Raw genomic sequence first — 19,080 nt, forward strand, 5'->3', positions numbered from 1 at the left:
GAATATAATGATCGTAATTATGAAAGAAAATGCAACCGAAAAGCAAATGAAACAAGTCATTGATTTAGTAACAGGTGCAGGCTTAACTACTCAAACAAGTCAAGATAATGGAAAAACAGTGATCGGCTTGATTGGTGATACAGAAAAATTAGTTGAAGCAGAGTTAACAGCATTAGAAGGCGTGGAAAAAAGTGTTCGCATTTCGTTGTCTTACAAACTAACGAGTCGTTTATTTCATCCAGAGAATACAGTGGTTGATGTGAACGGTGTTAAAATCGGTGACGGCAGTATGACCATGATGGCGGGCCCTTGTTCAATCGAAAGCTTAGATCAGATTCGTGAATGTGCGCGAATTGCTAAAGCTGGCGGTGCAACAATTTTACGAGGTGGTGCATTCAAACCTAGAACGTCGCCATACGCTTTCCAAGGACTAGAAGAAGAAGGACTGAAATACATTCGCCAAGCGGCTGATGAATTAGATATGCAAGTCATTACAGAAGTGATGGATGAAGCGAATTTAGAACTTGTCGCAAAATACAGTGACATTTTACAAATCGGTGCACGCAACATGCAAAATTTCAAGTTATTACAAGCGGTTGGTAAAACTGGAAAACCTATTGGCTTAAAACGCGGGATTGCCGGTACGATTGATGAATGGCTAAACGCAGCTGAATACATTGCTGCGCAAGGAAATTTCAATGTGATCTTCATTGAACGTGGGATTCGTACGTACGAAACAGCTACGCGCAATACACTTGATTTAAGTGCGGTGCCTTTAATTAAAAAATTAAGTCATTTTCCAATTATTGTTGATCCGAGTCATGGTGTTGGTATCTGGGATTTAGTACCGCCAATGGCCCGAGCAGGTGTTGCTTCAGGTGCGGACGGCTTGATTGTAGAAATTCACCCAGATCCAGCGAATGCGTGGTCAGATGGGCCACAATCCTTGAATGAAAAAACTTACCTACGTATGATGAAAGAAGTTCATATCATCGAAAAAGCAATGAAAGAAATTAATGCTTTAGAAGATTAGTAAAGACAGAGGAGTAGAGGACATGAAATTAACCGTAACGTTACCTACACATTCATATGATTTAACCATCGAAACAGGTGCCTTAGATAAAATTGGCACCTGGGTACGTAGCCTGTGGCAGCCACAACGGGTAGCGATTATTACCGATGAAACGGTGAATAAATTATATGGCGCAGCTGTTGAGAAAGAATTGCAAGCTGCTGGTTTTGAAACATCATTGATTGCTGTAGCGGCAGGTGAACAAAGTAAGAGCCTCGAAACAGCTCAGCTGCTTTATGATTTTTTAGCGGAACAGCAATTGACTCGAAGTGATGGTCTAATTGCTTTAGGTGGAGGCGTTGTGGGAGATCTAGCTGGATTTGTCGCTTCAACCTATATGCGCGGTATTCACTTTTTGCAAGTACCAACAACCTTACTGGCACAAGTAGATAGTAGCATTGGAGGTAAAACAGCGGTTAATACTAAAAAAGCCAAAAATCTTGTCGGTACTTTTGCCCAACCAGATGGGGTTTTAATTGATCCTAATACACTTAAAACATTAGAACCTAGACGTGTGCGTGAAGGAATTGCAGAAATTGTAAAATCAGCAGCTATCGCTGATGTTGAATTGTGGCACCGTTTATCCTCTTTGGAAAATGAACAAGATTTAGTGGCACATGCAGAAGAAATTATCACGGCCTGTTGCAAGATTAAACGTGATGTCGTCGAAGAAGATGAATTAGATTTGGGCTTACGTTTGATTCTGAATTTTGGGCATACGATCGGCCACGCATTAGAAAATACAGCTGGTTACGGGGTGATTGCTCACGGTGAAGGCGTTTCTTTAGGAATGATTCAAATAACTCAAGTCGCAGAACAACAAGGGCTTTCCCCACTTGGGACTACCCAAGAGTTAGTCACCATGCTAGAAAAGTTCGATTTACCAGTAACGACAGATTGTTGGCCAGAAGAACGTCTCTATCAAGCAATTACACATGATAAAAAAACACGTGGGGGACAGATTAAAATCATTGTCTTAGAAAAAATTGGTCAAGCGAAAATTGTCTCTTTACCAACGGAAGAAATTCGAGCATTTTTAAACAGAGAAGGAGGAATTTAAGATGCGCTTTATTACAGCAGGCGAATCACATGGACCTGAATTAACTGCTATTATTGAAGGCTTACCAGCCGGCTTGCCTTTAAGTAGCGAAGAGATTAACCGAGAATTAGCAAGACGTCAAGGCGGTTACGGTCGTGGGGGACGGATGAAAATTGAAAAAGACCAAGTACGTATTACTTCGGGCATTCGGCATGGTAAAACACTTGGCTCACCAGTAACGTTGATTGTCGAAAACAAAGACTGGAAAAATTGGACCTCCGTGATGTCAGTAGAGCCAGTTCCTGAAAAACAAAAGAAAATCCGCCGCGTCAGCAAACCACGTCCAGGACATGCTGATTTAGTCGGTGGCATGAAATATCAACATGATGATTTACGGAATGTTTTAGAACGGTCTTCGGCACGAGAAACAACGATGCGTGTGGCGATTGGTGCGGTTGCTAAAAAACTCTTAGCTGAACTGAATATCCAAGTCGCTGGGCATGTCGCAGTATTAGGCGGGATTGAAGCTACGATCCCTGAAAATTTAACGATCCGTGAAATTCAAGAACGGTCTGAACAATCTGCCGTTCGCGTATTAGATCCTTCCGTAGAAGAAAAAATGAAAGAACTAATTGACCAAACCAAGAAAAATGGCGATACAATTGGTGGGGTAGTAGAAGTACTTGTGGGTGGCGTTCCAGCTGGCTTAGGTAGCTATGTTCAATGGGATCGTAAACTAGATGCCAAAATTGCGCAAGCTGTTGTAAGCATCAATGCTTTTAAAGGTGCTGAGTTTGGCATTGGATTTGAAATGGCGCAACGCCCTGGTAGTCAAGTGATGGACGAGATTGTTTGGGACGAAAGTACAGGTTATACCAGAACTTCCAACAATTTAGGCGGTTTTGAAGGAGGAATGACCAACGGAATGCCAATCATCGTTCGTGGTGTCATGAAACCTATTCCAACCCTTTATAAACCATTGCAAAGCGTAAATATTGATACAAAAGAGCCTTATAAGGCCAGCGTTGAGCGCTCTGATAGCACGGCAGTACCGGCCGCTAGCGTTGTTTGTGAAGCCGTTGTTGCAACGGAAGTAGCGAAGGCTATGCTCGAAAAATTTGATAGTGACTCATTTGAACAAATGAAAGAAGCAGTGAAACGTTATCGCCTATATACTCAAAACTTTTAATGGAAGAAAGTCGCAAGTATATGGAGGGAAAAAATGAAGAAACGTATTTTAATCGTAGGATTAGGGCTAATCGGGAGTTCACTGGCTTTGTGTATCAAAAAAGGGCATCCAAACAGTGAGATTATCGGTTTTGATAATCAAGCGGAGTCAACTGAATTTGCTAAGAAAACGGGTCTAATTGATGAGATAGCTGAATCTTTAACAAGTGGGGCAAGACGAGCAGAGATTATTTTTCTTTGTTCCCCAGTTAAAGCAACTTTAGTACAACTAGAAGAATTAAACCAATTATCACTAGAAACTGCTCTGATCACAGATGTGGGTAGTACCAAGGTGGAAATTAATCAGTTAGCAACAAAGCTTAACATGAAAAATTTTATTGGTGGTCATCCAATGGCTGGTTCACATAAATCCGGCGTAACAGCCGCTGATGAACGTTTGTTTGAAAATGCCTACTATATTTTTACCGATGACCATGGCGAAAAAAGCAAACAGATTCAGGAGTTACAAACGTTACTAAAAGGAACGCATGCGAAGTTTATTACGATGCCTGCACAGGAACATGATGAAATTACTGGTGCTCTAAGTCACTTGCCACATATTGTTGCCGCAGCTTTAGTGAACGAAAGTCAGCAACTGAATACCACTTACCCTAGAGCACAGCAGCTAGCGGCTGGAGGATTTAGAGATATTACTCGAATTGCTTCCTCTGATGCAACGATGTGGACGGATATTTTATTAAGCAATCGCTTAGTATTATTGGATTTACTAGAAAATTGGCAAAAAGAGATGACTACTGTTTGCCAATGGTTAACGGAAAAAAACGCCCCAGCTATTCGTAATTTTTTTGATAAAGCCAAAGAAACACGTGCTCAATTGCCTATTCATAAAGAAGGCGCAATCCCAGCTTTCTATGATCTGTTTGTTGATGTACCAGATCAACCAGGAATCATTGCTGAAATTACGCAAATTTTAGGCGAAGCGGACCTTTCTCTTACAAATATTAAAATTTTAGAAACGAGAGAAGAAATCTATGGGATTCTTCAATTGTCTTTTAAAAATCAACCAGACTGCCAAGCTGCAAAACAAATTTTATCTAAAAAAACGAACTATACATGTTACGAAAAATAAGAGGTGATGAGGGTGCAACTACGTACAAATGTGAAACATTTACAAGGGACTCTGATGGTTCCTAGCGACAAATCGATTTCCCATAGAAGTATTATGTTTGGAGCGATTTCTTCTGGAAAAACGACGATTACAAATTTTCTAAGAGGCGAAGATTGTTTAAGTACCTTAGCGGCGTTTCGTTCTTTAGGTGTGAACATTGAAGATGACGGGACGACAATCACCGTTGAGGGGCAAGGATTTGCAGGTTTAAAAAAGGCGAAGAATACAATTGATGTTGGAAATTCAGGGACAACAATTCGTCTGATGCTGGGCATTTTAGCTGGCTGTCCCTTTGAAACGCGCCTAGCTGGTGATGCGTCTATTGCCAAACGACCGATGAATCGTGTGATGCTTCCTTTAAACCAAATGGGAGCGGAATGTCAAGGGGTTCAGCAAACGGAGTTTCCGCCAATTTCTATTCGCGGGACTCAAAATTTGCAACCGATTGACTACACAATGCCTGTTGCAAGTGCTCAAGTTAAATCGGCTATTTTATTCGCTGCTTTGCAAGCCAAGGGCACTTCTGTAGTGGTTGAGAAAGAAAAGACACGTGATCATACAGAAGAGATGATTCGACAATTTGGTGGGACGCTTGAAGTAGACGGTAAAAAAATTATGTTAACTGGACCGCAACAATTAACAGGTCAAAATGTGGTAGTTCCTGGTGATATCTCTTCTGCAGCTTTCTTTTTAGTTGCGGGTTTAGTAGTCCTAGATAGCGAGATACTTCTGAAAAATGTTGGCTTAAATCAAACGCGGACAGGTATTTTAGATGTGATTAAAAACATGGGTGGTTCCGTCACTATTTTAAATGAAGATGAGGCCAATCACTCTGGCGATTTACTTGTAAAAACGAGTCAATTAACAGCTACAGAGATTGGTGGCGCTATTATCCCACGTTTAATTGATGAGTTACCGATTATTGCTTTGTTAGCTACTCAGGCTACTGGCACGACAATCATTCGAGATGCAGAAGAATTGAAAGTCAAAGAAACCAATCGGATTGATGCAGTAGCGAAAGAATTAACAATTTTAGGCGCCGACATCACGCCTACTGATGATGGCTTAATTATACATGGGCCAACTTCTTTACATGGTGGAAGAGTTACCAGTTATGGGGATCATCGTATCGGGATGATGTTACAAATTGCTGCATTACTTGTAAAAGAAGGCACTGTTGAATTAGATAAGGCTGAAGCAGTTTCAGTTTCTTATCCAGCATTTTTTGACGACTTAGAACGTTTAAGTTGTTAACGAAGGAGGATAACGAACCATGGAAAGCATTGTTTTAATTGGTTTCATGGGTGCGGGTAAAACAACTATCGGCCAAAGTTTGGCCAATAAACTAAAGATGCCTCATCTTGATTTAGATACAGCGTTAATGGAAAAAATAGGACGCTCAATTCCTGACTATTTCGAAAAATATGGTGAAGCAGCTTTCCGAGAACAGGAAACCCAACTTTTAAAGGAGCTGTCAAAAAATACAGCCGTCCTTTCAACTGGGGGCGGGATTGTTGTCGGACCAGAAAATCGTAGCTTATTAAAATCTTTTCAGCAAGTGATTTATTTACATGCGACACCAGAAGAGCTGTTAAAAAGAATCGCAGAAGATACTGAAAACCAACGCCCCTTAGCTATAGAACGTTCTTCAAAAGAAATCATTACTTTATTTGAGTCTCGTAAAAATTTTTATGAAGAATGTGCGAAGATGACAATTGATACGACCAATCGCTCGCCAGAAGAAATTATCCATGAAATTCTGCAACAATTAAAGGAGTAGAGAAACGATGAAAGTTGGTTATTTAGGTCCGATTGGTTCCTTTACGTACAGTGCAACGTTGGCTGCTTTTCCTGATGCTACATTGATACCGTACGCATCGATTCCAGCTTGCTTGAAAGCAATTGAACAGCAAGAAGTGGTATGCAGCATTATCCCAATAGAAAACACGATTGAAGGAACTGTTAACGCATCGATAGATTATTTGTATCATCAAGCGCAGTTACCTGTCCAAGCAGAGTTAGTTTTACCGATTCAACAACAATTAATGGTGGCAAAAGAGAATCAAGCGATCTGGCAACAAAGTCAGAAAATTTTATCACATCCGCAAGCATTAGCTCAATCGCAGATGTTTCTAGAGAAAAACTTTCCAGAAGCGATTTTAGAAGCAACGCCTTCAACAGCTTACGCCGCCAAATACATTGCAGAACATCCAGAATTACCTTTTGCAGCTATTGCACCAAAACTTTCTGCGGAAATGTATGATTTGACCATCGTAGAAAAAAATATACAAGATTTATCGGTAAATCAAACCCGATTTTGGGTTCTTGGTTCTGAAAATTTAGCGATTTCTTTCCCGCTATCTGAGAAAAAAATAACGCTGGCGATTACGATGCCAAGTAATGTTCCTGGCTCTTTACACAAAGCATTAAGCGTGTTTAGTTGGCGAGGGATTAATCTTAGCAAAATAGAATCGCGGCCGTTGAAAACAAAGCTAGGAGAGTACTTCTTTTTAATGGACTTAGTGAAAGATCAACCAGAAAAATTAATTGAAGCAGCCTTAACAGAACTGGAACTCATTGGCGCAGAAATAAAAATTTTAGGGGATTACCCGATCTATGTTTTGTCCACACTTTAAAGAGTTAAAATGAAAATGAAGCTTACTTATTAGATAAAGTGAGTTTCATTTTTTATTAAATTACATATTTGTAATAGGAATTTCCTGCGAAATGAGGTATCCTAAGAAAGGTGATAAAACACAGAGGTAAAGGAGTGACACGATGAGTCGTGTAGATCGTTATAAACATATTCATGAAAAATCGAGACCAGCAGAGCATAAAAAGACCTTTAATCCCCGAAAATCAATGGGTGAACATAGAGAAGAAGAACCAGAAGAACTAGCTGAAAGCCTTCAAGAGCCAGTTTACGAAGACAGCTATACTGAGGACAGTCGCAGAAGTGAGAGGCGACATCAAACAGATTCAGGTGGTGGCAACGGTTCTGACCAACCACCCCGCGGAAAAAAAGACAAGAAACCAAAAAAGAAACGTAAAAAATCAAAAACAAAACGCTTTTTCAAATGGCTAGTGATCCTATTGATTCTGTTATTTGCCTATAGTACAGTCATGTTTTTAAAAGGAAAATCTGCAGCAGAACATGATGACTCGTTGCCTCAAGAAAAAGTAGAAACATTTAATGGTGTCAAAAGTAGCAATGGGGCTAAGAATATTTTAATTCTTGGCAGCGATACACGTGGGGAAGATGCTGGACGAGCCGACACAATAATGGTTCTCCAACTAAATGGACCATCAAAAAAACCGAAATTAATTTCATTTATGCGTGATACATTCGTGGACATTCCTGGTGTCGGGCCGAATAAAATTAATGCCGCATACGCTTATGGCGGTGCTGAATTGGTTCGTGAAACGTTAAAACAAAACTTTAATTTAGATACGAAATATTATGCTAAGGTAGATTTCCAATCATTTGAAAAAATTGTTGACTCTATGTTTCCAAAAGGTGTCAAAATCGATGCAGAAAAATCACTGAATTTAGATGGTGTTGATATTGAAAAAGGGCAACAGGTCATGGATGGACATGTCTTACTTCAATACGCTCGCTTTAGGATGGATGAAGAAGGCGACTTTGGTCGGGTTCGTCGCCAACAACAAGTTATGTCAGCTGTAATGAGCCAAATGAAAAACCCAATGACTTTATTAAGAACCCCAGAATCACTTGGGAAATTAGTCGGCTATATGTCGACAGATGTGCCTGTTAGTTTCATGTTAACGAACGGACCATCATTGCTGATTAAAGGAAAAGCAGGGGTTGAGTCATTATCGGTTCCGGTACCAGATTCTTGGAATTTTGGTGAATCCTCTTATGCAGGCAGTATTTTAGAAGTAGATGAACAAAAAAATGCTGACGCCATCGAAAAATTCCTGAACGAATAAGGAAAGCATTTTAAAATATCCTTTTTTATGCTATATTAGAAACAACGTGGAAAATTAGTGAAACGAGGTTACAAAATGAAAATTGCTATTGTGACAGATAGTACAGCTTATTTACCCGAGCGCATTAAAGATCATCCGAATCTTTTTGTAATTCCCATCCCAGTCATTTTAGATGGAAAAATATACAACGAAGGCATTGACATTGAAGCAGATGAATATTATGCATTGCTAAATAATAGTAAAGAATTTCCGACGACTTCACAACCTGCTTTAGGAGAAGTGTTAGAGCTTTACAAATCAATCGCTGAACAAGGGTACGACACCATCATCAGCATTCATCTTTCTTCAGGAATCTCTGGTTTTGTTCATACATTGCACGGACTTACTGATGAAATCCCAGGCGTTGCTTTGTATCCATATGACTCAAAAATTACAAGTATGCCAATGGGACACATGGTAGAAGCTGCTTTAGATTTAACAGAAGAAAAAGCCAGCTTAGAAGAAATTTTTGCCAAATTAGATTTAATTCGTGACAATACGTATGCATATCTAATTGTAGAAGATCTGAACAACTTAGTTCGTGGCGGTCGCTTAACGAATGGCGCAGCCTTGATCGCTGGGCTATTGAAGATTAAACCTATCTTGACTTTTGAAGATGGAAAGATTGTATTATTTGAAAAAATCCGTTCAACAAAGAAAGCTTTTGCTCGTGCAGAAAAGATTATTGGTGAACGAAACGCAGGGATTGAAGCGCCAGTTAAACTGTATGTGATTCATGCCAATAACCGCATCGTTGCTGAAAAAGAACAAGCAAAATTACAAAAGCTATACCCAAATGCAGAAATTGAAATCGGTCATTTTGGTCCAGTTATTGGGACCCATCTAGGGGAAAAAGCAATTGGTTTAGCGATTTCAGCTCAATAATAAAAGATGAGACAAAAGTAAACTACTTCTGTCTCATCTTTTATTCTATTATTTTGTCGTTTGCTGCTGTTACTCAGCCGAATACTTTTTGTTTATAAGAAAATGTAAAATTACTCCTTTTTATTAGAAAATATCTTGCAAATTAAGCAATTCCTTACAAAGTAATGTATACTAAGGAAGAGGAGGCGGTTAAATGAAAAGAAATATAGCCTTGTTGCAAAGCGAAAAAATGAAAAAAGTTCAAGCTTTAGCAAACTACTACCAAGAATCAATTGACTTACCGCCTGGAAAAAACCGTGAGGCGGTTATCAAAAAGATTAATGAATCAAAAAAAGAAATTAAAGAAATAAATGATATATTAACAGATATTCAAAAGAAAAAGAAATAAAGGAGTCGTTTGTGATTATCGATGGATTTACGTTATTGCTATTTTTATTTGTCGTCGTTATGTATGGTTACTTTTACTTCGTACGTAAAAGTATTGTAATTCCGGCTGCAAAACATCCTACAACAAAATATCTAGTTGCTTTTTTTAGTTTAATGATTCTGGCCAATGCATTTTCGGCAGGAGATAAAATTGAAATGATTCGAAGTGTGTTATATATTTTGATTATCTTCAGTTTTCTTTACGATGCAAGAGGTTTTGCGGAGGACTGTATTATTACGCATCCTTTTGACAATCAGGGCACGGCCTTTAAAGATATCGAAAAGATTGTCCTTGTTCAAAAGCCGAACGGTATTCGTTTAGGGTATTTAAAAAAAGGCAGAAGAGGGGTGGTTTTACGCTTTTCTGCGCCACTAGAAGAAATAGTTCTTTTTCTTTCAACACGGATGAATGAAGAGGCAGAAATTGATATTATTGTTAATGAAGATTAACCATGTTCAGCTCCTAGAAATCAGCTTTTCCCGCGTTAAGTTTTGTCTGAATTTCTTTTGAAAAAAAGAAAGCAATTTTGCTTGTACTTTTGGTAAAATTTGTTATAATTAGTCAGATTAAATTTTGGAAGGAAGTTGTTTCGGTGAGTGAAGAATTTGAAAAGTGTGTCGCTGACTTGAAAAAGAAATATCAAGCAATCCCTGAAGAAAAACGACAACACTTTGCAGAACGTATGCAAAAGAAAAATTTCTTACGCTACAAAAAGATTGAATTAATTAAAGGAGAACTTCTTCGTTTAGAAGCACGACGCGCTCAATTGGAACTTTGCGAACGCAGTTCTGAGTTAGAAGAAGTCGAAAAGAAAATTATTCTTAAAAAGAAAAAATTACTTAAATGTTTTGATCGGTAAGTCAATAAAAATTTAATATAGAAGGGAATGATAGGATGGAATTTACCTTTCTAATCATTGTTTTTGCACTGTCTATTACCTTCTCAAACATATTCAACCGGATTGTTCCCGTCATTCCGCTGCCAATTGTGCAAATTATTGTAGGCGTTCTAATTGGTTTAACTAAAATGGGGCAGGAAATTGAATTTGAGCCTGAAGTGTTTTTAGTAATGATTATTGCACCGCTTTTATTTAGAGAAGGGGAGCTAATCAATCTGAAAGCAATGATGAAAAATTTCGGGATGATTCTTTTCTTGGCCTTTTTTGGTGTGTTAATTACCTTAGTCGGAGTCGGCTGGACCTTGCATATGATTTTGCCTACTTTACCATTAGCCGCTTGCTTCGCTTTTGGGGCGGCTTTAGGGCCAACGGATGCGGTGGCGGTAGGTTCGTTATCAGGTCGAATTGACATTCCTGAACGTTCGATGAACATTTTATCTGGTGAAGGACTCATTAATGATGCATCAGGCGTTACAGCCTTTCAATTTGCATTAGCGGCTTTATTAACGGGGTCATTTTCGCCGGTGGAAGCGGCAGGGACCTTGGTTATTTCCAGTATTGGTGGAGCGGTAGTCGGAATCGTGTTAGTTCTATTAAAACAGCAAATTGTTCATTTACTTGAAACTGCAGTGGCAAAAGATGTTACAGGCTACTTGTTGATTGAATTACTCTTGCCATTTATTGCTTATTTAATTTCAGAGTTGATTGGCGTTTCTGGAATTATTGCTGCTGTGATTGCTGGAATTATGCAAGCGTCTAGTTTGAAAAAAGTTTCGCTTTTTGAAGCAGAGCTGTCAAATGTTGGCGAAAGTATTTGGAGTATGATTGAGTTCACTTTAAATGCCTTAGTTTTCTTATTCTTAGGAATTGAACTTTCTCAAGTGTTTTCGCCAATTTGGATTGACCAACAATATTCAAACTGGTTCCTACTAATGGTTGTTCTAATTATTAGCGCCGTTGTCTTTTTGATTCGTTTCTTAGCCATTTTCAGTGTTTACACGCTTCAACATGGCCTTAAAAAAGTTAAAAACGCAATGAATGAAATGCTGATTTTAACTTTTGGCGGTGTTAAAGGAACAGTGAGTTTAGCCACCATCTTTATTTTGCCAACAGCGATTAACGGCGAGCATTTTAAAGAACGACCGTTATTACTATTCATTACGGCTTGTGTTATTTTGGTGACTCTGATTGGCGGGATTCTAGTTTTACCATTTTTAACTGATTCAGAGACGGAAGTGGAAAATGAAGAGTCAGTCGAAATTGATTTATTACGTGATGTCATTGATGTCTTAAAACAGCAAAATGAAGAGAATCCTCGTGGTGAAATGAATGCGGTCATTGAAAATTATCAAGATCGTTTAAAAGAATTGTATACCGAGCAGCTAAGTGCAGAACGAAAACAAGAAGTGCAAGAGTTGCGGACGTTAATTGTGTCCATTGAACGAGACGGCTTAGAAGAAAGTCTGAAACAAGGAGAAATTAGTGTCAGAAGTTATCGTATGTATCAACGCTTGATTACACGGATGCAACGGTCGATTGCCAAACAATTATTATCGATTGTAGGCTTTTGGTTATTATTTGCTCGACAAATCATTTCGATTCTTTTACATCCTAAGCTATTTTTCAATCGTGGTGAAGCTTCTGAAGAAGAAAAAGAATTACGAAATGAAGAACTAGAAAATATTCGCCAAGTTTTTCTAAGAAATTCTCAAGTTATTCTGAAGAGTTTAGATAATTTGCGCGGTGTCTATGATGATGATTTAATTGATTTCTTCATTGACGGACGCTTGGATTTAGCCCATAAGTTTGAAAAAGGCGAATTTATTGATTCATATATTGTTCATACGGAGACAGACTATGTCAAAGACCTATTATTAGGCTTCCAAGAAGAACGACGGATGATTGATCATTACGAACAATCTGAACGCATTTCAATTATCGAAGCGAACGAGTTACGAAAAAATGTCAATTTATTAGAGAGTTATTCGATTAGCGGCGAAGTGAATAACGTTCCGCTGAAACGATTTGTTAAAAATTTTAATAAAGAATAAGTAATAGTGTATGAGATAGATGAGTTGGTATCTCCTTCAAAATTTGAAAATCCTATATCTAAATTTTAAGTACAGACTAAAAACCACTGTAAAATTTTTTATTTTAAAGAATTTTTACGGTGGTTTTTTCTTTATAATAATTATACATTTAATTAAAAATAATAACAAAATCCATTAATAGATATAATTTTTAATAAAATAAATATTTTAATTATTATTCGTAACGTTTGTTTATATTTCTTGATATATGCCTAAAACGTTATTTAATAACAATTTTTAATATTTCGTTAAAAAAAACCCTTTATTTATGTGGTGTTTGTGTGTGCAATTAATTATTGTAATAATAAATATACGATTAAAAAGGAGTGGTGAAAATGGTAGGGACAGTTGCGGTAACTCCAGAACAACTTAAGAGTCAAGCTAAAGTTTACGCACAAGCCTCGAATCAAATTAACGATGCAATTCGCAAAGTTAATTCAATGAATCAACAAATTTCGCAACAATGGAAAGGCGAAGCATTTCAAGCGTACTTGGAACAATATAATCAATTAGAGGGTAACGTGAAAAAAATGGAAGAATTACTTATTAGCATCAATCAACAATTGAACAAATACGCTGATACTGTCGCACAACGAGATCAACAGGATGCACATTCATTTGGTTTTTAAATAATTATAGTTGTTGGAGGGGAAAATGAATAATCATTTAAAGAAAAAAGCTTATCGAAACACACCAGCTTTTGTGATGTTAGCATGGGGTTCGTTTCTGTTCTTTGTGGTATTAATTTTGGTGGGACTTTATACATTAAAGGAGCCTTTAATGGTAAAGGGATATTATTTAATGGGATCGGTAGGGTTAATTTCTTCTTCATTCACTTTATCTAAAGTCATTAGAGATAATCAAGAAGATGAAGAAAGATATAATCAGATGTTTCGAGCACATGAAGAATCAGAAGAGTAAGAAATTTCTTCTGATTTTTAATGAATTGAAAGGGCATTCTTTTGAATGCTCTTTTTATATAATAATTAAAGGAGGAAATTGATGGTAAAAATTGCATCCAATCAAGGCACTGCCCAAAAGGCAATTGCCGGGATCAAGAGTGTATCTGTGAATAAAAATCAAATATGTCATTTAGGAGAAAGCAATATTTCAAGCATGAAAAAAGGGTTTAAAGTCAGTAATCAACTGCTCAATCAATTAGCAAAAGTAGTCAATGGTGTCAACGCACAAGCCAATAAATTCCCCAAATTAGCGGCAACGATGGCGGCTAGAGATAGCCAAACAACGTTTAAATAAGGAGAAACGATGGAAAAGGATACGAATGAAAAATTAAGAAGGAACTATGCGGAACAGATTGTCGAAAAAGAACGAGCGATGGATCAATTGTCGAAGGAAAAGAAGCAAATCCAAACCATTTTTGGTACACTAGAGTATGAACTAACTAGAAATTTTCGCGAACTTGAGCAACTCAACGCAGAAGTGATTCATAAAGGCGGTAAGTCGACGCGTTGGGAGCAAGAGGAGCTCTCTGGAAAACAACGCTATTTAAAGGGCTTTTTACAACAACAGACACATGAATTAAGTCAAAGATACACAAAAGCAACCGCACAATCGAATGAAGAACGACTACAGCTCCAAAGAGAAAGGAGTCGGTTGTCATGGGATTAATCTACTCCAGTAGCGATTCTTCAGCAATGATGCGCGCGCTGTCCAGCAACCTAGCAGTTGCCCGAACAACCACCAGTGAGCTAACAGCAGGTTGTCAGCAACTAATCGCAGCTATCGACGGTCATACATTGTCTGGCGCTGCCTATAATGCGGGAAAAGGGCTATTTTCAGAATTAGTGATTCCGACGATTCATCGAATGACTGCCGCCGTTGATAACGTCCAAAGTGATTTGGCCAAATACAGCGCTGCGGATGCGTTTATTGCCAGTGAAGGCTTTTTAGATGAAGACAAACTCAAATTAAAAATAAAAATCATGAAAGCCAATCAACAATTATTGCACGATTCTGCTAGAGCAGTCGCCACATTAGCCCATAGTCAGCCAATTCCAGGAATTTATGAACTCTTACAAAATGCTCAACGGACCTTTATTAAGATGGCAGAAAGCATGCAACAGGACATTGATAAGCTCCACAAGCAAATACAAAAGCTCAATGAGTTTGATCGACAAACCAAAAACCTATTCGCCACTAGCTTAGAAGAAATGCAGTTGGCGATGCAAGGGATCTTAGTCCTGAATGAAACAACGGTCAAAAGCAACGGCCTCTACACCTTACCAAGTGGTGTTGATAAAAGTTACTTTACGGAAATCAAAAAAGATACTAAAAATGAAGTGACTGACAAACAGCTGTTAGCGGGTTGCACCATTCTTTATGTTCATGATAAAAAGAACGGTTTCAATTATTACATGTTAGAAAAGGACGGCTATTCCTACCGAATAGACGAGAAAAAACTATCAGGAAACTTGGCTTCTCTAATAAGAAAATATGACTTAGATGTAGTAGAATTGACGCCAAAGGAACTGACTACCCGGGTCAATAACCAACAGAAAAAAGGTTATAATTACTTTGAAAAAGATGACAGAGTTTTAGGATTAGGTCTCCTGTCAAAATGCCAAGGAGTTATGGATGAAATCCAAGAATCAGGTGTGTGGGATTCCTTGTGGATGTTAGGAATGGGTGTTGCTTCGGTAAGAAATGCGCAGACCTTTTCTAACGGAGTTAAAGGAACGGATAACGCTGCTTTAAGAGGAAGCAAAAACGGAAAGACTTATGTGTTAGATAAGCCTAAAAGTACTGGTAATGTGACTTATAAGAAAGCCAGTGGGGCTGTGGATGATGTATCTTGGAGTTTAAATAAAAATGGAGCAACTATAAACGGACGTAAGTATTCTGGACATGTTTTAGAAAGAATGGCTCCCGACACACCAGATATTCGAGCTCAATTGCATACTAGAGCACAAGAAATTGCCAAAGGTAAAGGATACGTTCCAGGAACAAGAGAATATAGCGATTTTATAAAAAAATATGTACAGCCAAGAAATGTTCCCCCATCAGTTATTGAGGACGCTATAACAAATGGGGTGAAAATATCAGGAAACCAAATAAATACATGGAAATTTGAAACTGGTGATGTTACAGTTATAATTAATGATTTAGGTGATGTAATTACAGTAATACCTAAATAAAGGAGATTGAAAAAAATGAAATATGATGAATTAGACTTGATGGAACTATTTCTATCTGAAAGCGAAAGTCTGACTGATAATGTAGGTGATGGCAATATAACGTACAAAATTAGTAAAGGTGATTTTACTTTAAAAATCTTTATAAGAACATATGAAAACCAAGTTAGTGTATTTTTGACTTACAAAAAAAAAGATATTTTTTATGGAGATTTTGATAATGTTACTGAATTGAGAAAGGAAGATATGTATTTGAGAGTTTTAAGAGAGAATAGTCCAATCGCCAGTCTTTGTTTTGGTACAATGCTTTCTATAAGTATTGAAAATCAATAATTGGATTACTAAAGAAAAAAGGCACTTTAATATCTGATTGGAGTCGGATACTAAAGCCTTGACTAGTAAGCTATAACTCGCTAATCAAATTGCCAATAACTACCAAAAGCTAACTGTATATTCATTAAAAATAACTAGAGTGGTTGTGGTTTGAATTAACTGTAATCACTCTAGTTAAAGTAAATATAAAATCTAAAATCATGAAAGCCAACCAACAATTATTGCACGATTCTGCTAGGGCAGTCGCCACGCTAGCCCATAGTCAGCCGATTCCAGGAATTTATGAACTCTTACAAAATGCCCAACGGACCTTTATTAAGATGGCTGATAGTATGCAACAAGACATTGATAAGCTCCACAAGCAAATACAAAAGCTCAATGAGTTTGATCGACAAACTAAAAACCTGTTCGTCACTAGCTTAGAGGAAATGCAGTTGGCGATGCAAGGCATCTTAGTCCTGAATGAAACAACTGTAACTTTTGGGATGGACTGTTCTCCTATGAAATCTTATCTGAAAAGAGCATTTCAGAAATGATTAAAAAACATGCAGGAAATGAAAAAGAACATTACGGACTTGGAATTTGGTTGGCCAATCCAACAAAAAATCATACGCATATTTATATTGAAGGTTGTGATCCCAGTGTTTCCTGTATTTCACTGTTCAATCCTTTGGGAAAAGATATATACACAGTTTTTAGTAATTATGAAGACAATGTTTGGGAGCTTGCTCGAGGCTATTTATCAAGAAAATAAAGAACATACAGAACCTTGGACAAAGCGGGTTTGAATTTTTGTCCAAAGTTAAGGTTCGCTACATATGAAATTCTCTCTTGACGAAGATTATTCTGAACGTCTATAATTTATTTTTTTGGTAGCCGCATACGCTGATTTTTGATACAATAAGCAAGACCAAAATAGAAGGAGTTGGTAGTGTCGGTGAAAGAATTAAAAGTAACAGATTTAACCAAAACATATGGGGAAAAAACACTATTTGATCATCTTTCTTTTTTGATTCATGAAAAAGATCGCATTGGTTTAATTGGGATTAACGGCACAGGGAAAACCAGTTTATTAAATATTATTGCTGGTGTAGATAGCGGTGATGGTGATCTTGCTGCAATTCAGCAGCCAAGTGATTATCAAATTGGGTACCTTTCCCAGAATCAAACATTTGACGAGAATATTACGATTGCAGAAGCCGTGTTTCAGGGAGACAGCCCGATCATAAAAGCGGTCAAAAATTATGAATTAGCGTTAGCTGCTTTAAGTGAGAATGGTTTAGACGAAGGGGTTCAAAGACGTTACACGCAAGCAGAAGAAGCCATGAATAAACAAGATGCTTGGACAGCAGATACCAATGCAAAAATTATTTTACAAAAATTAGGCATTCCCACATTGGAAAAGAAAATAGGTGAGCTTTCTGGTGGGCAGTTAAAACGAGTAAGCTTGGCGCAAGTCTTAATTGAAGCGCCTGATTTACTGTTATTGGATGAACCAACGAACCATCTGGATTATGAAACGATTGAATGGCTGGAAAACTTTTTAAATAACTATCGTGGCGCGGTTTTAATGGTGACCCATGACCGCTACTTTTTAGATCGAGTAACCAATCGGATTTTCGAACTTTCTTTTGGAAAACTGTATGAATACAAAGGAAACTATGAAACGTATGTGATGGAAAAAGCCGAACGTGAACGTGTCGCTGTAGAACAAGAAGAAAAAAGAAAACGCCTCTTCAAACAAGAACTTGCGTGGATGCGAGCAGGCGTTCAAGCACGAGGAACGAAACAGCAAGCAAGAATTGATCGGTTTCAGGATTTAAAAGAAAACTTGCATCAGGTACAAACCAATGGCACCTTAGAAGTAGACTTTGCCACGCAGCGTTTAGGGAAAAAAGTTCTGGAAATCAAGGAAGGAAATTATGCCATTGATCATAAACAGCTTTTGAAAGACTTTAATTTACTCATTCAAGCAAACGATCGAATTGGCATTACTGGTAAAAACGGTGCAGGCAAATCCACATTATTAAATATTTTAGCTGGCCGCATTCCTTTAGAGAGTGGTCTATATAGTATCGGTGAAACCGTCCGAATTGGCTATTATACCCAGCAAAACGAAGAAATGGATCCTAATCAACGGATGATTGCTTATTTGCAAGAAGCAGCAGAAGAAGTGAAACGCAGTGATGGAAGCAGCGTTGGGGTCGCTGAAATGTTAGAGCGCTTTTTATTTCCTCGTTTTATGCATGGCACACTGATTGGCAAACTGTCTGGTGGAGAAAAACGCCGGTTATATCTCTTAAAATTATTAATTAGTCAGCCTAACGTGTTATTATTGGATGAGCCAACCAACGATTTAGACATTGATACGTTGACCATTTTAGAAGATTATATTCAAACGTTCAAAGGAGCGGTAATTGCGGTTTCTCATGACCGTTATTTCTTGGATAAAACAATGGATAAATTGTTAGTTTTTCAAGGAAATAGTCAGATCCTATCATTTTATGGCACGATGAGTGAATATTTGGCGAACCAAAAAGAACAAGAAAAGGTCAAAGAAAAACCACTCAATAAACCAGTAAAAGAAGCATCGACAGAAAAGAAAGAAAAAACAAAGCTGACTTATATGGAACAAAAAGAGTGGGCAACAATTGAAGAAGACATCACACAATTAGAAACGAAATTAGAAACATTAACTGAAGAAATGAATCATCAGGGTGATGATTTTGTTCGTTTACAAGAACTACAAGAAGCGGTAACAGCAACGGAACAATTGTTAGAAGAAAAAATGAATCGTTGGGAATACTTGAGTGAATACGCGGATTAAGAGACGGAGGG

22 protein-coding genes are annotated in these 19,080 nt (G+C 37.8%); all 22 read left to right on the top strand.

Going from position 1 to position 19,080, the window contains the following annotated elements; translation table 11 throughout:
* Positions 1-7: 7 nt before the first annotated feature.
* Positions 8-1,033 carry a 3-deoxy-7-phosphoheptulonate synthase gene (gene aroF / locus IGL86_RS06125; protein ID WP_002363948.1) on the top strand — a complete coding sequence of 342 codons (1,026 nt, stop codon included), beginning with the start codon at positions 8-10 and terminating at the stop codon, positions 1,031-1,033.
* Between the two features lie 22 nt (positions 1,034-1,055).
* Entirely contained in the window at positions 1,056-2,132 is a 1,077-nt protein-coding gene (gene aroB / locus IGL86_RS06130) for a 3-dehydroquinate synthase (RefSeq protein WP_010777636.1), read from the top strand.
* A 1-nt stretch (position 2,133) separates the two neighbouring features.
* Complete coding sequence (gene aroC, locus IGL86_RS06135) at positions 2,134-3,300, top strand: chorismate synthase (protein ID WP_010713405.1); 1,167 nt, start codon at positions 2,134-2,136, stop codon at positions 3,298-3,300.
* A gap of 33 nt (positions 3,301-3,333) precedes the next feature.
* Positions 3,334-4,428 (top strand): prephenate dehydrogenase, encoded by a 1,095-nt coding sequence (locus IGL86_RS06140; RefSeq protein ID WP_002420202.1) that lies wholly within the window; start codon positions 3,334-3,336, stop codon positions 4,426-4,428.
* Between the two features lie 6 nt (positions 4,429-4,434).
* Complete coding sequence (gene aroA / locus IGL86_RS06145; protein ID WP_025192040.1) at positions 4,435-5,721, top strand: 3-phosphoshikimate 1-carboxyvinyltransferase; 1,287 nt, start codon at positions 4,435-4,437, stop codon at positions 5,719-5,721.
* 19 nt (positions 5,722-5,740) lie between these two features.
* Positions 5,741-6,247: a shikimate kinase gene (locus tag IGL86_RS06150; protein WP_033625382.1), complete on the top strand. Its 507-nt coding sequence runs from the start codon at positions 5,741-5,743 to the stop codon at positions 6,245-6,247.
* A 7-nt stretch (positions 6,248-6,254) separates the two neighbouring features.
* Positions 6,255-7,103: a prephenate dehydratase gene (gene pheA / locus IGL86_RS06155; protein WP_033625383.1), complete on the top strand. Its 849-nt coding sequence runs from the start codon at positions 6,255-6,257 to the stop codon at positions 7,101-7,103.
* A 142-nt stretch (positions 7,104-7,245) separates the two neighbouring features.
* The gene (locus IGL86_RS06160; RefSeq protein ID WP_002365661.1) at positions 7,246-8,418 is read left to right on the top strand and encodes an LCP family protein; all 1,173 of its coding nucleotides are present in this window, start codon (positions 7,246-7,248) and stop codon (positions 8,416-8,418) included.
* Between the two features lie 75 nt (positions 8,419-8,493).
* Positions 8,494-9,342: a DegV family protein gene (locus tag IGL86_RS06165; protein WP_002382324.1), complete on the top strand. Its 849-nt coding sequence runs from the start codon at positions 8,494-8,496 to the stop codon at positions 9,340-9,342.
* Between the two features lie 193 nt (positions 9,343-9,535).
* Positions 9,536-9,730: a hypothetical protein gene (locus IGL86_RS06170; protein ID WP_002357574.1), complete on the top strand. Its 195-nt coding sequence runs from the start codon at positions 9,536-9,538 to the stop codon at positions 9,728-9,730.
* A gap of 11 nt (positions 9,731-9,741) precedes the next feature.
* Positions 9,742-10,218: a hypothetical protein gene (locus IGL86_RS06175; RefSeq protein WP_033625384.1), complete on the top strand. Its 477-nt coding sequence runs from the start codon at positions 9,742-9,744 to the stop codon at positions 10,216-10,218.
* A 77-nt stretch (positions 10,219-10,295) separates the two neighbouring features.
* Positions 10,296-10,628 carry an ACP phosphodiesterase gene (locus IGL86_RS06180; protein ID WP_002357572.1) on the top strand — a complete coding sequence of 111 codons (333 nt, stop codon included), beginning with the start codon at positions 10,296-10,298 and terminating at the stop codon, positions 10,626-10,628.
* A gap of 35 nt (positions 10,629-10,663) precedes the next feature.
* A complete protein-coding gene (locus IGL86_RS06185; protein WP_002360309.1) occupies positions 10,664-12,718 on the top strand; it encodes a cation:proton antiporter in 2,055 nt (684 codons plus the stop codon).
* Between the two features lie 374 nt (positions 12,719-13,092).
* Positions 13,093-13,386 (top strand): WXG100 family type VII secretion target, encoded by a 294-nt coding sequence (locus IGL86_RS06190; RefSeq protein ID WP_010824652.1) that lies wholly within the window; start codon positions 13,093-13,095, stop codon positions 13,384-13,386.
* 25 nt (positions 13,387-13,411) lie between these two features.
* Complete coding sequence (locus IGL86_RS06195; RefSeq protein WP_010828797.1) at positions 13,412-13,678, top strand: YiaA/YiaB family inner membrane protein; 267 nt, start codon at positions 13,412-13,414, stop codon at positions 13,676-13,678.
* Between the two features lie 81 nt (positions 13,679-13,759).
* The gene (locus IGL86_RS06200) at positions 13,760-14,014 is read left to right on the top strand and encodes a hypothetical protein (RefSeq protein ID WP_430605674.1); all 255 of its coding nucleotides are present in this window, start codon (positions 13,760-13,762) and stop codon (positions 14,012-14,014) included.
* A 9-nt stretch (positions 14,015-14,023) separates the two neighbouring features.
* Positions 14,024-14,386, top strand: a complete 363-nt coding sequence (locus tag IGL86_RS06205; protein WP_016626322.1) for a hypothetical protein — start codon at positions 14,024-14,026, stop codon at positions 14,384-14,386.
* On the top strand, positions 14,377-15,912 hold the full coding sequence (locus IGL86_RS06210) for a T7SS effector LXG polymorphic toxin (RefSeq protein WP_430605676.1): 1,536 nt from the start codon (positions 14,377-14,379) through the stop codon (positions 15,910-15,912). Before IGL86_RS06205 ends, IGL86_RS06210 begins: the two co-directional genes overlap by 10 nt.
* Before the next feature lie 15 nt (positions 15,913-15,927).
* Positions 15,928-16,242, top strand: a complete 315-nt coding sequence (locus tag IGL86_RS06215) for a hypothetical protein (RefSeq protein WP_430605677.1) — start codon at positions 15,928-15,930, stop codon at positions 16,240-16,242.
* Positions 16,243-16,385: 143 nt separating this feature from the next.
* The gene (locus tag IGL86_RS06220; RefSeq protein ID WP_241433245.1) at positions 16,386-16,778 is read left to right on the top strand and encodes an LXG domain-containing protein; all 393 of its coding nucleotides are present in this window, start codon (positions 16,386-16,388) and stop codon (positions 16,776-16,778) included.
* Positions 16,775-16,996: a hypothetical protein gene (locus IGL86_RS06225; protein ID WP_033625924.1), complete on the top strand. Its 222-nt coding sequence runs from the start codon at positions 16,775-16,777 to the stop codon at positions 16,994-16,996. Before IGL86_RS06220 ends, IGL86_RS06225 begins: the two co-directional genes overlap by 4 nt.
* Positions 16,997-17,179: 183 nt before the next feature.
* Positions 17,180-19,069: an ABC-F family ATP-binding cassette domain-containing protein gene (locus IGL86_RS06230; RefSeq protein WP_002366692.1), complete on the top strand. Its 1,890-nt coding sequence runs from the start codon at positions 17,180-17,182 to the stop codon at positions 19,067-19,069.
* Positions 19,070-19,080: the final 11 nt, after the last annotated feature.

It is taken from the genome of Enterococcus sp. DIV0774, assembly GCF_050539095.1.
Classification (GTDB): domain Bacteria; phylum Bacillota; class Bacilli; order Lactobacillales; family Enterococcaceae; genus Enterococcus; species Enterococcus faecalis.

What these genes read in the sequence shown, in the direction of transcription:
- aroB (WP_010777636.1), top strand. Translation starts at nt 1,056, where the DNA reads ATGAAATTAACCGTAACGTTACCTACACATTCATATGATTTAACCATC.
- aroA (WP_025192040.1), top strand. Translation starts at nt 4,435, where the DNA reads ATGAGGGTGCAACTACGTACAAATGTGAAACATTTACAAGGGACTCTG.
- IGL86_RS06170 (WP_002357574.1), top strand. Translation starts at nt 9,536, where the DNA reads ATGAAAAGAAATATAGCCTTGTTGCAAAGCGAAAAAATGAAAAAAGTT.
- IGL86_RS06160 (WP_002365661.1), top strand. Translation starts at nt 7,246, where the DNA reads ATGAGTCGTGTAGATCGTTATAAACATATTCATGAAAAATCGAGACCA.
- IGL86_RS06185 (WP_002360309.1), top strand. Translation starts at nt 10,664, where the DNA reads ATGGAATTTACCTTTCTAATCATTGTTTTTGCACTGTCTATTACCTTC.
- IGL86_RS06165 (WP_002382324.1), top strand. Translation starts at nt 8,494, where the DNA reads ATGAAAATTGCTATTGTGACAGATAGTACAGCTTATTTACCCGAGCGC.
- aroC (WP_010713405.1), top strand. Translation starts at nt 2,134, where the DNA reads ATGCGCTTTATTACAGCAGGCGAATCACATGGACCTGAATTAACTGCT.
- IGL86_RS06225 (WP_033625924.1), top strand. Translation starts at nt 16,775, where the DNA reads ATGATTAAAAAACATGCAGGAAATGAAAAAGAACATTACGGACTTGGA.
- IGL86_RS06195 (WP_010828797.1), top strand. Translation starts at nt 13,412, where the DNA reads ATGAATAATCATTTAAAGAAAAAAGCTTATCGAAACACACCAGCTTTT.
- aroF (WP_002363948.1), top strand. Translation starts at nt 8, where the DNA reads ATGATCGTAATTATGAAAGAAAATGCAACCGAAAAGCAAATGAAACAA.
- IGL86_RS06150 (WP_033625382.1), top strand. Translation starts at nt 5,741, where the DNA reads ATGGAAAGCATTGTTTTAATTGGTTTCATGGGTGCGGGTAAAACAACT.
- IGL86_RS06140 (WP_002420202.1), top strand. Translation starts at nt 3,334, where the DNA reads ATGAAGAAACGTATTTTAATCGTAGGATTAGGGCTAATCGGGAGTTCA.
- IGL86_RS06200 (WP_430605674.1), top strand. Translation starts at nt 13,760, where the DNA reads ATGGTAAAAATTGCATCCAATCAAGGCACTGCCCAAAAGGCAATTGCC.
- IGL86_RS06190 (WP_010824652.1), top strand. Translation starts at nt 13,093, where the DNA reads ATGGTAGGGACAGTTGCGGTAACTCCAGAACAACTTAAGAGTCAAGCT.
- IGL86_RS06210 (WP_430605676.1), top strand. Translation starts at nt 14,377, where the DNA reads ATGGGATTAATCTACTCCAGTAGCGATTCTTCAGCAATGATGCGCGCG.
- pheA (WP_033625383.1), top strand. Translation starts at nt 6,255, where the DNA reads ATGAAAGTTGGTTATTTAGGTCCGATTGGTTCCTTTACGTACAGTGCA.
- IGL86_RS06205 (WP_016626322.1), top strand. Translation starts at nt 14,024, where the DNA reads ATGGAAAAGGATACGAATGAAAAATTAAGAAGGAACTATGCGGAACAG.
- IGL86_RS06215 (WP_430605677.1), top strand. Translation starts at nt 15,928, where the DNA reads ATGAAATATGATGAATTAGACTTGATGGAACTATTTCTATCTGAAAGC.